Below are 15,074 nucleotides of genomic sequence, written 5' to 3' on the forward strand. Positions count from 1 at the left end.
AGCAAACCATGGGGTTTGCACGATTTTCTGGTTGCTCCCGCCGGGAGACGCCAAACAAGCAGGTGACCAAGCTGGGGAACGCTGATGGCTTACTCATACACTGAGAAAAAACGTATCCGCAAGGACTTTAGCAAGTTGCCGGACGTGATGGATGTGCCTTACCTCCTGGCCATCCAGCTGGATTCGTATCGCGAATTCCTGCAAGCGGGAGCATCCAAGGATCAGTTCCGCGACGTCGGTCTGCATGCTGCCTTCAAGTCGGTCTTCCCGATCATCAGCTACTCCGGCAACGCTGCCCTGGAGTACGTTGGCTATCGTCTGGGCGAACCGGCTTTCGACGTCAAGGAATGCGTCCTGCGCGGCGTGACCTTCGCCGTACCGCTGCGGGTCAAGGTCCGTCTGATCATCTTCGACAAAGAGTCGTCGAACAAAGCGATCAAGGACATCAAAGAGCAAGAAGTCTACATGGGTGAAATTCCCCTGATGACTGAGAACGGTACCTTCGTTATCAACGGTACCGAGCGTGTGATCGTTTCCCAGCTGCACCGTTCGCCGGGTGTGTTCTTCGACCACGACCGTGGCAAGACGCACAGCTCGGGCAAACTGCTGTACTCGGCTCGTATCATTCCTTACCGCGGCTCCTGGTTGGACTTCGAGTTCGACCCGAAAGACTGCGTGTTCGTGCGTATCGACCGTCGCCGCAAACTGCCGGCCTCGGTACTGCTGCGCGCGCTGGGCTACAGCACCGAAGAGGTTCTGAACGCCTTCTACAGCACCAACGTGTTCCACGTTACCGGTGAAAGCCTGAGCCTGGAGCTGGTACCTCAGCGCCTGCGCGGTGAAGTTGCGGTCATGGACATCCATGACGAAAATGGCAAAGTCATCGTCGAGCAAGGCCGTCGTATCACTGCACGCCACATCAATCAGCTCGAGAAGGCTGGCGTCAAGCAGCTGGACGTGCCGATGGAGTACGTACTGGGTCGCACCACTGCCAAGGCAATCGTGCATCCGGCTACCGGCGAGATCCTGGCTGAGTGCAACACCGAGCTGACCACCGAGCTGCTGATCAAGATCGCCAAGGCTCAGGTTGTTCGCCTCGAGACGCTGTACACCAACGACATCGACTGCGGTCCGTTCATTTCGGACACCCTGAAGATCGACACCACCAGCAACCAACTGGAAGCGCTGGTCGAGATCTACCGGATGATGCGTCCAGGCGAGCCGCCAACCAAGGATGCCGCCGAGACCCTGTTCAATAACCTGTTCTTCAGCGCCGAGCGGTACGATCTGTCCGCTGTTGGCCGTATGAAGTTCAACCGTCGTATCGGTCGCTCCGAGATCGAAGGTTCGGGCGTGTTGAGCAAGGAAGACATCGTTGACGTACTGAAGACTCTGGTCGACATCCGTAACGGTAAAGGCATCGTCGACGACATCGACCACCTCGGCAACCGCCGTGTGCGTTGTGTTGGCGAGATGGCCGAGAACCAGTTCCGGGTTGGCCTGGTGCGCGTTGAGCGTGCGGTCAAAGAGCGTCTGTCCATGGCAGAAAGCGAAGGCCTGATGCCGCAAGACCTGATCAACGCCAAGCCGGTTGCGGCGGCGGTGAAAGAGTTCTTCGGTTCCAGCCAGCTCTCGCAGTTCATGGACCAGAACAACCCGCTCTCGGAAATTACCCACAAGCGTCGTGTCTCTGCACTCGGCCCTGGCGGTCTGACCCGTGAGCGCGCTGGCTTTGAAGTCCGTGACGTACACCCGACCCACTACGGCCGTGTGTGCCCGATCGAGACCCCTGAAGGTCCGAACATCGGTCTGATCAACTCCCTGGCGGCGTATGCCCGCACCAACCAGTACGGCTTCCTCGAGAGCCCGTACCGCGTGGTGAAAGAGGGTGTGGTTTCCGACGACATCGTGTTCCTGTCGGCGATCGAAGAAGCTGATCACGTCATCGCCCAGGCTTCGGCCACCATGAGCGAAGACAAGCGTCTGATCGACGAACTGGTAGCAGTACGTCACCTGAACGAATTCACCGTCAAGGCGCCGGAAGACGTCACCCTGATGGACGTTTCGCCGAAGCAGGTAGTTTCGGTTGCAGCGTCGCTGATTCCGTTCCTCGAGCACGACGACGCCAACCGTGCGTTGATGGGTTCGAACATGCAGCGTCAGGCTGTACCAACCCTGCGCGCCGACAAGCCGCTGGTAGGTACCGGCATGGAGCGCAACGTTGCCCGTGACTCCGGCGTCTGCGTCGTGGCTCGCCGTGGCGGCGTTATCGACTCGGTCGATGCCAGCCGTATCGTGGTTCGCGTTGCAGATGACGAAGTTGAAACCGGTGAAGCCGGTGTCGACATCTACAACCTGACCAAGTACACCCGCTCGAACCAGAACACCTGCATCAACCAGCGTCCGCTGGTCAGCAAGGGTGATGTGGTCAAGCGTCATGACATCATGGCTGACGGTCCGTCCACCGATATGGGTGAGCTGGCTCTGGGTCAGAACATGCGCATCGCGTTCATGGCGTGGAACGGCTTCAACTTCGAAGACTCCATCTGTCTGTCGGAGCGCGTGGTTCAGGAAGATCGCTTCACCACTATCCACATTCAGGAACTGACCTGTGTGGCGCGTGACACCAAGCTTGGGCCTGAGGAAATCACTGCAGACATCCCGAACGTGGGTGAAGCTGCACTGAACAAACTGGACGAAGCCGGTATCGTTTACGTGGGTGCTGAAGTCGGCGCTGGCGACATCCTGGTCGGCAAGGTCACTCCGAAAGGCGAGACCCAACTGACTCCGGAAGAAAAACTGCTGCGTGCAATCTTCGGTGAAAAAGCCAGCGACGTTAAAGACACCTCCCTGCGCGTGCCAACCGGCACCAAAGGTACTGTCATCGACGTGCAGGTCTTCACTCGTGACGGCGTTGAGCGCGACAGCCGCGCCCTGTCCATCGAGAAGACCCAGCTGGACGAGATCCGCAAGGATCTGAACGAAGAGTTCCGCATCGTTGAAGGCGCAACCTTCGAGCGTCTGCGTTCGGCGCTGAACGGCCAGGTTGTCGACGGTGGCGCGGGCCTGAAAAAAGGCACCGTGGTCAGCGATGAAGTCCTCGACGGTCTGGAGCACGGCCAGTGGTTCAAACTGCGCATGGCCGAAGACGCGCTGAACGATCAGCTCGAGAAGGCCCAGGCCTACATCGTCGATCGTCGCCGTCTGCTCGACGACAAGTTCGAAGACAAGAAACGCAAGCTGCAGCAGGGCGATGACCTGGCACCGGGCGTACTGAAGATCGTCAAGGTCTACCTGGCTATCCGCCGCCGCATTCAGCCGGGCGACAAGATGGCCGGCCGTCACGGTAACAAAGGTGTGGTCTCGGTGATCATGCCGGTCGAAGACATGCCGCACGACGCCAACGGTACTCCGGTAGACGTCGTACTGAACCCGCTGGGCGTACCATCGCGTATGAACGTCGGGCAGATCCTCGAAACCCACCTCGGCCTCGCGGCCAAAGGTCTGGGCGAGAAGATCGACCGGATGATCGAAGAGCAGCGCAAAGCCACTGAGCTGCGCAGCTTCCTCACCGAGATCTACAACGAGATCGGCGGTCGTCAGGAAAGCCTGGAAGACTTCACCGACGCTGAGATCCTTGCTCTGGCGCACAACCTGAAGAAAGGTGTGCCTATGGCTACTCCGGTCTTCGACGGTGCCAAGGAAAGCGAAATCAAGGCCATGCTGAAACTGGCTGACATGCCAGAAAGCGGCCAGATGGTGCTGTTCGACGGCCGTACCGGCAACAAGTTCGAGCGTCCGGTGACCGTTGGTTACATGTACATGCTCAAGCTGAACCACTTGGTGGACGACAAGATGCACGCGCGTTCCACTGGTTCGTACAGCCTGGTTACCCAGCAGCCGCTGGGTGGTAAGGCGCAGTTCGGTGGTCAGCGTTTCGGGGAGATGGAAGTCTGGGCGCTGGAAGCATACGGCGCGGCGTACACTCTCCAAGAAATGCTCACAGTAAAGTCGGACGACGTGAACGGCCGTACCAAGATGTACAAAAACATCGTGGATGGCGATCACCGTATGGAGCCGGGCATGCCCGAGTCCTTCAACGTGTTGATCAAAGAGATCCGTTCGCTCGGTATCGATATCGATCTGGAAACCGAATAACACGTGACGCGAATGGGAGCGGGGCTGTAACAGCCCGCTCCTTGCTCCGCCAGGAGGAAAGGCCTTGAAAGACCTACTGAATTTGCTGAAAAACCAGGGTCAAGTCGAAGAGTTCGATGCCATTCGCATCGGCCTCGCGTCGCCTGAGATGATCCGTTCGTGGTCGTTCGGTGAAGTTAAAAAACCGGAAACCATCAACTACCGTACGTTCAAACCTGAGCGTGACGGCCTGTTCTGCGCCAAGATCTTTGGCCCAGTCAAGGACTACGAGTGCCTGTGCGGTAAGTACAAGCGCCTGAAACACCGTGGTGTGATCTGCGAGAAGTGCGGCGTTGAAGTCGCCCTGGCCAAGGTTCGTCGTGAGCGCATGGCGCACATCGAACTGGCCTCGCCGGTCGCCCACATCTGGTTCCTGAAGTCGCTGCCGTCCCGTATCGGCCTGCTGATGGACATGACCCTGCGTGATATCGAGCGCGTTCTCTACTTCGAGAGCTACGTCGTTATCGACCCGGGCATGACCACCCTGGAGAAGGGTCAGCTGCTCAACGACGAGCAGTACTTCGAAGCGCTGGAAGAGTTCGGTGATGACTTCGACGCCCGCATGGGTGCCGAGGCTGTTCGCGAGCTGCTGCACGCTATCGACCTGGAGCACGAGATTGGCCGCCTGCGCGAAGAAATTCCGCAAACCAACTCGGAAACCAAGATCAAGAAGCTGTCCAAGCGCCTGAAGCTGATGGAAGCTTTCCAAGGGTCGGGCAACCTGCCTGAGTGGATGGTCCTGACCGTTCTGCCAGTACTGCCGCCGGACCTGCGTCCGCTGGTACCACTGGATGGTGGCCGCTTCGCGACCTCCGACCTGAACGACCTGTACCGCCGCGTGATCAACCGGAACAACCGTCTCAAGCGTCTGCTTGACCTGTCGGCTCCGGACATCATCGTGCGCAACGAAAAGCGCATGCTGCAGGAAGCGGTCGACGCCCTGCTCGACAACGGCCGTCGCGGTCGCGCCATCACTGGCTCGAACAAGCGTCCGCTGAAGTCGCTGGCTGACATGATCAAAGGTAAGCAAGGTCGCTTCCGTCAGAACTTGCTCGGCAAGCGCGTGGACTACTCTGGCCGTTCGGTAATTACCGTAGGCCCGACCCTGCGTCTGCACCAGTGCGGTCTGCCGAAGAAGATGGCTCTCGAGCTGTTCAAGCCGTTCATTTTCGGCAAGCTGGAAATGCGTGGTCTGGCGACCACCATCAAGGCTGCCAAGAAGATGGTCGAGCGCGAGCTGCCAGAGGTCTGGGACGTGCTCGCCGAGGTGATCCGCGAACACCCCGTACTGCTCAACCGTGCACCGACCCTTCACCGTCTCGGCATCCAGGCGTTTGAACCGGTACTGATCGAAGGTAAGGCTATCCAGCTGCACCCGCTGGTCTGTGCTGCGTACAACGCCGACTTCGACGGTGACCAGATGGCCGTGCACGTGCCGCTGACGCTGGAAGCCCAGCTCGAAGCGCGCGCGCTGATGATGTCCACCAACAACATTCTGTCGCCAGCCAACGGTGAGCCAATCATCGTTCCGTCGCAGGACGTCGTACTGGGTCTGTACTACATGACCCGGGAAGCCATCAATGCCAAAGGCGAAGGTCGCGTCTTCGCTGACCTGCAGGAAGTCGACCGGGTATTCCGCGCCGGCGAAGCTGCACTGCACGCCAAGATCAAGGTTCGTATCAACGAAACCGTGAACGACCGTGATGGCGGCAGCGTCAAGAACACCCGTATCGTCGACACCACTGTCGGCCGTGCACTGCTGTTCCAGGTTGTGCCACCAGGTCTGTCGTACGACGTGGTCAACCAGCCAATGAAGAAAAAGGCGATCTCCAAGCTGATCAACCAGTGCTATCGCGTGGTTGGTCTGAAAGAGACCGTTATCTTCGCTGACCAGCTGATGTACACCGGCTTTGCCTACTCGACCATTTCCGGCGTTTCGATCGGTGTTAACGACTTCGTTATCCCGGACGAAAAAGCCCGCATCATCGGTGCTGCCACCGAAGAAGTGAAGGAAATCGAGAGCCAGTACGCCTCCGGCCTGGTAACCCAGGGCGAGAAGTACAACAAGGTCATCGACTTGTGGTCCAAGGCGAACGACGAAGTCTCCAAGGCGATGATGGCCAACCTCTCGAAAGAGAAAGTCATCGACCGCAATGGCGACGAAGTCGACCAAGAGTCCTTCAACTCGATGTACATGATGGCTGACTCCGGTGCTCGGGGTTCGGCAGCTCAGATTCGTCAGTTGGCCGGTATGCGTGGTCTGATGGCCAAGCCGGACGGCTCGATCATCGAGACGCCGATCACCGCGAACTTCCGTGAAGGTCTGAGCGTTCTGCAGTACTTTATCTCGACGCACGGTGCTCGTAAGGGTCTTGCGGATACCGCCTTGAAGACTGCGAACTCGGGTTACCTGACTCGTCGTCTGGTCGACGTGGCGCAAGATCTGGTGGTTACCGAGATCGATTGCGGCACTGATCACGGCCTGCTGATGACTCCGCACATCGAAGGCGGTGACGTGGTTGAGCCATTGGGTGAGCGCGTACTGGGTCGAGTAATCGCCCGTGACGTGTTCAAGCCTGGCACCGACGATGTCATCGTTCCGGCCGGTACCCTGGTCGACGAGAAGTGGGTCGAGTTCATCGAGCTCAACAGCATCGACGAAGTTATCGTGCGTTCGCCGATCAGCTGTGAAACTCGCTTCGGTATCTGCGCCAAGTGCTACGGTCGTGACCTGGCTCGCGGTCACCAGGTGAACATCGGTGAAGCGGTCGGCGTAATCGCTGCCCAGTCCATCGGTGAGCCGGGTACCCAGCTGACCATGCGTACGTTCCACATCGGTGGTGCTGCCAGCCGGACCTCGGCTGCCGACAGCGTCCAAGTGAAGAACGGCGGTATGGTTCGTCTGCATAACCTCAAGCAGGTAGAGCGTGCTGACGGCAACCTGGTTGCTGTATCGCGTTCCGGCGAGCTGGCCATTGCCGACGAATTCGGTCGTGAGCGTGAGCGCTACAAGCTGCCTTACGGCGCCGTGATTTCGGTCAAGGAAGGTGACAAGGTCGACGCAGGCGCAATCGTCGCCAAGTGGGACCCGCACACCCACCCGATCGTTACCGAGCTGAAAGGTACCGTGACCTTCGTGGGCATGGAAGAAAACATCACCATCAAGCGTCAGACTGACGAGTTGACTGGTTTGACCAACATTGAAGTCCTGGACGCCAAGGATCGCCCTGCCGCTGGCAAGGAAATCCGTCCGGCCATCAAGATGGTCGACGCCAATGGCAAGGATTTGATGCTGCCAGGTACCGACGTACCTGCTCAGTACTTCCTGCCGGCCAACGCCTTGGTAGGTGTAGCTGACGGTGCCCAGATCGGTGTTGGTGACGTTATCGCGCGGATCCCGCAAGAAACGTCGAAGACCCGTGACATCACCGGTGGTCTGCCACGTGTTGCCGACTTGTTCGAAGCACGTCGTCCGAAAGAAGCGTCGATCCTGGCGGAAGTCAGCGGTACCATCGCGTTCGGTAAAGAGACCAAAGGCAAGCGTCGTCTGGTCATCACTCCGACCGACGGTAGCGATCCATACGAAGAGCTGATTCCGAAGTGGCGCCACCTGAACGTCTTCGAAGGCGAACAGGTTAACCGCGGCGAAGTTATCTCCGACGGTCCAAGCGATCCGCATGATATCCTGCGTCTGCTGGGTGTCAGCGCGCTGGCGAAGTACATCGTCAACGAGATCCAGGACGTTTACCGTCTGCAAGGCGTTAAGATCAACGACAAGCACATCGAGACCATCCTGCGTCAGATGCTGCGTAAGGTCGAGATTGCCGAGTCGGGCGATTCCAGCTTCATCAAGGGCGACCAGATGGAACTGACTCACGTGCTGGTCGAGAACGAGCGTCTCGCAGCCGATGACAAGTTCATCTCCAAGTTCACCCGTGTGCTGCTGGGTATCACCAAGGCCTCGCTGTCCACCGAATCGTTCATCTCGGCGGCTTCCTTCCAGGAAACCACCCGTGTACTGACCGAAGCGGCGGTAACCGGCAAGCGCGATTACCTGCGCGGCCTGAAAGAGAACGTGGTCGTCGGCCGTCTGATCCCGGCCGGTACCGGTCTGGCTTACCACAGCGAGCGCAAGCGTCGCCGTGATGCCGACAAACCGCTGCGCGTAAGTGCCAGTGAGGTGGAAGCCGCACTGACCGAAGCGTTGAATTCCAGCGGTAATTAAGTAACAGAGCGGGGCCCCGGCCCCTCTCCGCGGTGCTTGGTGACATGCAATGTTACCGATCACCGGGCGGGGAGGGCCGGGGCCTTGTCTTGACTGGGTGCAAGAACCTCTTTAGACTTTTGTACCCTTAAATTTGGTGAGGCTCCGTCTCGTCAATTTTAGGCTTTCTTGCAAGACAATAGCGTCGCAAGACAATCAGTGGAGCTAGTAGATGGCAACTATCAACCAGCTGGTACGTCAGCCGCGTAAGCGTACCGTCGAGAAATCCGACGTACCTGCGCTGCAGAACTGCCCGCAACGTCGTGGCGTGTGCACCCGTGTGTACACCACCACGCCGAAAAAACCTAACTCGGCACTGCGTAAAGTATGCCGTGTGCGTCTGACCAACGGTTTCGAGGTTTCCTCGTACATCGGCGGTGAAGGCCACAACCTGCAAGAGCACAGCGTCGTCTTGATCCGTGGCGGCCGTGTAAAAGACTTGCCAGGTGTTCGTTACCACACCGTTCGCGGCTCCCTGGATACCTCCGGCGTCAAAGGTCGTAACCAAGGTCGTTCGAAGTACGGTACCAAGCGTCCGAAGTAATCGGCCGTTTGCACATAATCAATTTTTTCAGTCGATAAGAGTAAGGTCGGGCGGGGGTCGTAGACCCAGGTCCCGGGCTAACCTGAAGACCGTTTGAGGGCTTATCATGCCAAGACGTCGTGTAGCAGCAAAACGTGAGATTCTGGACGATCCAAAATACGGATCGCAAATCCTCGCGAAGTTCATGAACCACGTGATGGAAAGCGGCAAGAAGGCCGTTGCCGAGCGTATCGTTTACGGTGCGCTGGACAAGGTCAAAGAACGCAAGAACAGCGATCCCCTGGAAATCTTCGAGAAAGCTCTCGACGCCATCGCTCCGCTGGTCGAAGTAAAGTCCCGCCGTGTCGGCGGTGCCACTTACCAGGTTCCGGTCGAAGTTCGTCCATCCCGTCGTAACGCTCTGGCAATGCGCTGGCTCGTAGACTACGCCCGCAAGCGCGGCGAGAAGTCCATGGCTCTGCGCTTGGCTGGCGAGCTGCTGGATGCTGCTGAAGGCAAAGGTGCTGCAGTCAAGAAGCGTGAAGACGTGCACCGTATGGCTGAAGCCAACAAAGCATTCTCGCACTACCGCTTCTAATTCAAGCATCAATCATTTTGCGAGGGCTTTATGGCTCGTACTACAGCAATTAACCGCTACCGCAACATTGGTATTTGCGCGCACGTCGATGCGGGCAAAACTACCACTACCGAGCGGATCCTGTTCTACACAGGCCTGAGCCACAAGATGGGCGAGGTGCATGACGGCGCCGCGACCACCGACTGGATGGTGCAGGAGCAGGAGCGGGGTATTACCATTACCTCCGCTGCCGTTACCACCTTCTGGAAGGGTTCTACCGGTCAGTACGACAACTACCGCGTAAACGTCATCGATACCCCTGGCCACGTTGACTTCACCATTGAAGTTGAGCGTTCGCTGCGTGTACTCGACGGCGCGGTCGTTGTGTTCTGCGGTACTTCCGGCGTTGAGCCACAGTCCGAAACCGTATGGCGTCAAGCCAACAAGTACGGCGTTCCACGTGTTGTCTACGTGAACAAGATGGACCGTGCAGGCGCTGACTTCCTGCGCGTTATCGGCCAGATCAAGAACCGCCTGGGTCACACCCCGGTTCCGATCCAGCTGGCAATCGGTTCGGAAGACAACTTCCAGGGTCAGATCGATCTGATCAAGATGAAAGCTGTCTACTGGAACGACGACGACAAGGGTACTTCGCCGCGCGAGGAAGAAATTCCTGCGGACATGCTCGAGTTGGCTCAAGAGTGGCGCTCCAACATGGTTGAAGCGGCTGCCGAGTCCAGCGAAGAGCTGATGAACAAGTACCTGGAAGGCGAAGAGCTGACCATCGACGAAATCAAAGCCGGTCTGCGCGCGCGCACCCTGGCCAGCGAAATCGTCCCAGCGGTCTGCGGTTCGTCGTTCAAGAACAAGGGTGTTCCCCTGGTTCTCGACGCCGTGATCGACTTCCTGCCTGCTCCTACCGAAATCCCGGCGATCAAAGGTATTCACCCTGATCTGATCGAGAAGTCGAAAGAAGAGCTGGTCGACGCCGACTACGACGAGCGTCACGCTTCCGATGAAGAACCGTTCTCTGCTCTGGCGTTCAAGATTGCCACCGACCCGTTCGTTGGTACTCTGACTTTCGTGCGCGTCTACTCGGGCTTCCTGACCTCGGGCGACTCCGTGATCAACTCGGTCAAGGGCAAGAAAGAGCGCGTTGGTCGTATGGTGCAGATGCACGCCAACCAGCGTGAAGAGATCAAAGAAGTGCGCGCAGGCGACATCGCTGCTCTGATCGGCATGAAGGACGTCACCACTGGTGACACCCTGTGCAACGCCGACAAGCCGATCATCCTCGAGCGTATGGACTTCCCGGAGCCTGTAATTTCGGTTGCTGTTGAGCCGAAAACCAAGCAGGACCAGGAAAAGATGGGTATCGCACTGGGCAAGCTCGCTCAGGAAGACCCGTCGTTCCGCGTCAAGACCGATGAAGAAACCGGCCAGACCATCATCTCGGGTATGGGTGAGCTTCACCTGGACATCCTCGTTGACCGCATGAAGCGCGAGTTCAACGTCGAAGCCAACATCGGTAAGCCGCAGGTTTCGTATCGCGAGCGTATCACCAAGTCCAACGTCGAAATCGAAGGCAAATTCGTTCGTCAGTCGGGTGGTCGTGGTCAGTTCGGTCACTGCTGGATCCGTTTCTCGGAGCCGGACGTGGACGACAAAGGCAACATCACCGAAGGTCTGGTGTTCAGCAACGAAGTGGTTGGTGGTGTAATTCCTAAGGAATTCATCGCTCCGATCCAGAAGGGTATCGAAGAGCAGATGAAGAACGGCGTTGTTGCCGGTTATCCTCTGATCGGCCTCAAGGCCACGGTATTCGACGGTTCGTACCATGACGTCGACTCCAACGAGATGGCGTTCAAGGTTGCAGCTTCGATGGCAACCAAACAGCTGGCCCAAAAGGGCGGTGGTCAGGTTCTCGAGCCGATCATGAAGGTTGAGGTTGTAACCCCTGAGGACTACATGGGTGACGTGATGGGTGACCTGAACCGTCGTCGTGGTCTTATCCAGGGTATGGATGATTCGGTCTCCGGCAGGGTTATCCGTGCTGAAGTGCCGCTCGGGGAAATGTTCGGTTATGCGACCGACGTTCGTTCCATGTCTCAGGGTCGCGCGAGCTACTCCATGGAATTCTCCAAATACGCCGAAGCTCCGTCGAACATCGTCGAAGCTCTCGTTAAAAAACAAGGCTGATTCAGCCCCTTTAGGCTAGGAGTTCACTGTCGTGGCTAAAGAAAAATTTGATCGTTCCCTTCCGCACGTCAACGTTGGCACCATCGGTCACGTCGACCACGGTAAAACCACTCTGACTGCTGCTCTGACTCGCGTCTGCTCCGAAGTTTTCGGTTCGGCTGTTGTTGACTTCGACAAGATCGACTCGGCTCCAGAAGAGAAAGCGCGTGGTATCACCATCAACACCGCGCACGTCGAGTACAACTCGAAGATCCGTCACTACGCTCACGTCGACTGCCCAGGTCACGCTGACTATGTGAAGAACATGATCACCGGTGCTGCGCAGATGGACGGCGCTATCCTGGTTTGCTCGGCCGCCGATGGTCCGATGCCACAAACCCGTGAGCACATCCTGCTGTCCCGTCAGGTTGGCGTTCCGTACATCGTGGTCTTCCTGAACAAGGCTGACCTGGTAGACGACGCTGAGCTGCTGGAACTGGTCGAGATGGAAGTTCGCGACCTGCTGTCCACCTATGACTTCCCAGGCGACGACACTCCGATCATCATCGGTTCGGCTCGTATGGCTCTGGAAGGCAAAGACGACAACGAGATGGGCACCACTGCCGTCAAGAAACTGGTAGAAACTCTGGACAGCTACATCCCAGAGCCAGAGCGCGCTATCGACAAGCCGTTCCTGATGCCAATCGAAGACGTATTCTCGATCTCGGGTCGTGGTACCGTTGTTACCGGTCGTATCGAGCGTGGCATCGTCCGTGTTCAAGACGCACTGGAAATCGTTGGTCTGCGTGACACCACCACCACCACCTGCACCGGTGTTGAAATGTTCCGCAAGCTGCTCGACGAAGGTCGTGCTGGCGAGAACTGTGGCGTTCTGCTGCGTGGTACCAAGCGTGACGACGTTGAGCGTGGCCAGGTTCTGGTCAAGCCAGGTTCGGTCAAGCCGCACACCAAGTTCACTGCAGAAGTTTACGTTCTGTCGAAAGAAGAAGGCGGTCGTCACACTCCGTTCTTCAAAGGCTACCGTCCTCAGTTCTACTTCCGTACTACTGACGTGACCGGTAACTGCCAGCTGCCGGAAGGCGTTGAGATGGTAATGCCAGGTGACAACATCCAGATGGAAGTCACTCTGATCAAGACCATCGCAATGGAAGACGGTCTGCGCTTCGCTATCCGTGAAGGCGGTCGTACCGTCGGCGCCGGCGTCGTAGCCAAAATCATCGAGTAATCACTCGATCGGTTGAAAAAGGCCTCCGCTCAGCGGGGGCCTTTTTTATTGGGTTGACACAAAATGAGGCCGTCTATAGAATCACGCCTCCTTTTAGCGGGCGTAGTGCGTCCGTTGGGAACAGCCTGGAGTCTGAAATCCAATGCAAAATCAGCAAATCCGTATCAGGTTGAAGGCTTTCGACCATCGCCTGATCGACCAATCCACCCAGGAAATCGTGGAAACCGCGAAACGTACTGGTGCACAAGTGCGTGGTCCGATTCCACTGCCTACTCGCAAAGAGCGTTTCACCGTTCTGGTCTCCCCGCACGTCAACAAAGACGCGCGTGACCAGTACGAGATCCGCACTCATAAGCGCGTTCTGGACATCGTCCAGCCAACGGATAAAACCGTTGATGCGCTGATGAAGCTGGACCTTGCGGCAGGTGTGGAAGTACAGATCAGCCTCGGCTAAGACTTCGGTCTTAACCGTGTAACGCTCTGAAATGGGCGGCCATAGCGGGTGAAAGCCCCGTACACTCATGAGGTTCACAACATGACTATTGGTGTAGTCGGTCGTAAATGCGGTATGACCCGTATTTTCACCGAAGAAGGTGTCTCCATTCCGGTCACGGTCGTTGAGATCGAGCCGAATCGCGTCACCCAGTTCAAAACCGAAGAAACTGATGGCTACCGTGCAGTGCAAATCACTGTAGGCGAGCGTCGTGCTTCGCGTGTGACTGCTGCTCAAGCAGGTCACTTCGCAAAGGCGAACGTTGCCGCTGGTCGCGGTGTTTGGGAGTTCCGTCTTGAAGAAGGCGATTTCCAGGCTGGCGATCTGATCAAAGCTGAACTCTTTACTGCAGGCCAGCTGGTAGACGTCACCGGTCAGTCGAAAGGTAAAGGCTTCGCCGGTACCATCAAGCGCTGGAATTTCCGTGGCCAAGATAACACCCACGGTAACTCCGTATCGCACCGTGTTCCGGGTTCCATCGGCCAGTGCCAGACTCCTGGTCGTGTGTTCAAGGGCAAGAAAATGTCCGGTCACATGGGCGCCGAGCGCGTTACTGTGCAGTCCCTGGAAGTAGTTCGCGTCGACGCTGAACGCAACCTGCTGCTGATCAAGGGTGCCGTTCCTGGCGCTACTGGCGGCGACGTGGTTGTACGTCCAGCTGTCAAGGCTCGCGGTTAAGGGGAAACTGACATGCAACTTAACGTAAATGACGCTCAGGCGATCGAAGTTTCCGAACTGACCTTCGGTGGCGAATTCAACGAGACGCTGGTTCACCAAGCAGTCGTGGCCTACATGGCCGGCGGCCGTCAGGGCACCAAGCAGCAGAAGACCCGTTCCGACGTATCCGGTGGCGGTAAGCGCCCATGGCGTCAGAAGGGTACTGGTCGTGCTCGTGCTGGTACCATCCGTAGCCCGATCTGGCGCGGCGGTGGCACCACCTTCGCAGCTCGTCCACAGGACCACTCGCAGAAGCTCAACAAGAAGATGTACCGCGCAGCAATGCGTTCCATCCTCGCTGAGCTGGTGCGTACCGACCGTCTGGTCGTTGTCCAGGACTTCGCTGTTGAAGCGCCAAAGACCAAAGATCTGCTGAACAAGCTGAATGGCATGGGCCTGACTGACGTCCTGATCGTATCGGACGCCGTTGATCAGAACCTGTACCTGGCTGCTCGCAACCTGCCGCACGTCGACGTTCGTGACGTACAGGGTTCCGATCCGGTCAGTCTGATCGCCTATGACAAAGTGTTGATCACTGTGTCGGCCGTGAAGAAATTCGAGGAGCTGCTGGGATGAACCAGGAACGCGTATTTAAAGTCCTCCTTGGCCCGCACGTTTCCGAGAAGGCTACCGTTCTGGCTGAGAAGAAAGGCCAGTTCGTATTCAAGGTTGCTACCGATGCAACCAAGCTGGAAATCAAGAAAGCTGTCGAAGGCCTGTTCGGCGTAAAAGTCGAAAACGTGTCGACTGTTAACGTATTGGGTAAAACCAAGCGTACCGCACGTGGTCTGGGCAAGCGTAATGACTGGAAGAAGGCGATCGTCTCCCTTCAGCCAGGCCAAGATCTCGATTTCAGCAGCAGTGCTGAGTAAGGAAGGG

General features: G+C 57.5%; 10 protein-coding genes. All 10 read left to right on the top strand.

Going from position 1 to position 15,074, the window contains the following annotated elements; translation table 11 throughout:
- The first annotated feature begins 84 nt into the window (after positions 1–84).
- Positions 85–4,158: a DNA-directed RNA polymerase subunit beta gene (rpoB, locus tag HU736_RS17735; RefSeq protein ID WP_103435166.1), complete on the top strand. Its 4,074-nt coding sequence runs from the start codon at positions 85–87 to the stop codon at positions 4,156–4,158.
- Between the two features lie 64 nt (positions 4,159–4,222).
- Positions 4,223–8,422 carry a DNA-directed RNA polymerase subunit beta' gene (gene rpoC / locus HU736_RS17740; RefSeq protein WP_181089832.1) on the top strand — a complete coding sequence of 1,400 codons (4,200 nt, stop codon included), beginning with the start codon at positions 4,223–4,225 and terminating at the stop codon, positions 8,420–8,422.
- A gap of 211 nt (positions 8,423–8,633) precedes the next feature.
- Entirely contained in the window at positions 8,634–9,005 is a 372-nt protein-coding gene (gene rpsL / locus HU736_RS17745) for a 30S ribosomal protein S12 (protein WP_003257088.1), read from the top strand.
- A gap of 106 nt (positions 9,006–9,111) precedes the next feature.
- A complete protein-coding gene (rpsG, locus tag HU736_RS17750; protein WP_008089143.1) occupies positions 9,112–9,582 on the top strand; it encodes a 30S ribosomal protein S7 in 471 nt (156 codons plus the stop codon).
- Positions 9,583–9,612: 30 nt separating this feature from the next.
- Positions 9,613–11,760: an elongation factor G gene (gene fusA / locus HU736_RS17755; RefSeq protein WP_103435164.1), complete on the top strand. Its 2,148-nt coding sequence runs from the start codon at positions 9,613–9,615 to the stop codon at positions 11,758–11,760.
- Positions 11,761–11,791: 31 nt separating this feature from the next.
- Complete coding sequence (gene tuf, locus HU736_RS17760) at positions 11,792–12,985, top strand: elongation factor Tu (protein ID WP_101322346.1); 1,194 nt, start codon at positions 11,792–11,794, stop codon at positions 12,983–12,985.
- A gap of 142 nt (positions 12,986–13,127) precedes the next feature.
- On the top strand, positions 13,128–13,439 hold the full coding sequence (rpsJ, locus tag HU736_RS17765) for a 30S ribosomal protein S10 (RefSeq protein ID WP_003186070.1): 312 nt from the start codon (positions 13,128–13,130) through the stop codon (positions 13,437–13,439).
- Between the two features lie 81 nt (positions 13,440–13,520).
- Positions 13,521–14,156: a 50S ribosomal protein L3 gene (rplC, locus tag HU736_RS17770; protein ID WP_101322345.1), complete on the top strand. Its 636-nt coding sequence runs from the start codon at positions 13,521–13,523 to the stop codon at positions 14,154–14,156.
- Between the two features lie 12 nt (positions 14,157–14,168).
- Positions 14,169–14,771 (top strand): 50S ribosomal protein L4, encoded by a 603-nt coding sequence (gene rplD / locus HU736_RS17775; RefSeq protein ID WP_101322344.1) that lies wholly within the window; start codon positions 14,169–14,171, stop codon positions 14,769–14,771.
- A complete protein-coding gene (rplW, locus tag HU736_RS17780; RefSeq protein ID WP_010220306.1) occupies positions 14,768–15,067 on the top strand; it encodes a 50S ribosomal protein L23 in 300 nt (99 codons plus the stop codon). Before rplD ends, rplW begins: the two co-directional genes overlap by 4 nt.
- Positions 15,068–15,074 lie beyond the last annotated feature (7 nt).

Origin of the sequence: Pseudomonas shirazensis (assembly GCF_014268785.2) — a bacterium.
Lineage (GTDB): Bacteria > Pseudomonadota > Gammaproteobacteria > Pseudomonadales > Pseudomonadaceae > Aquipseudomonas > Aquipseudomonas shirazensis.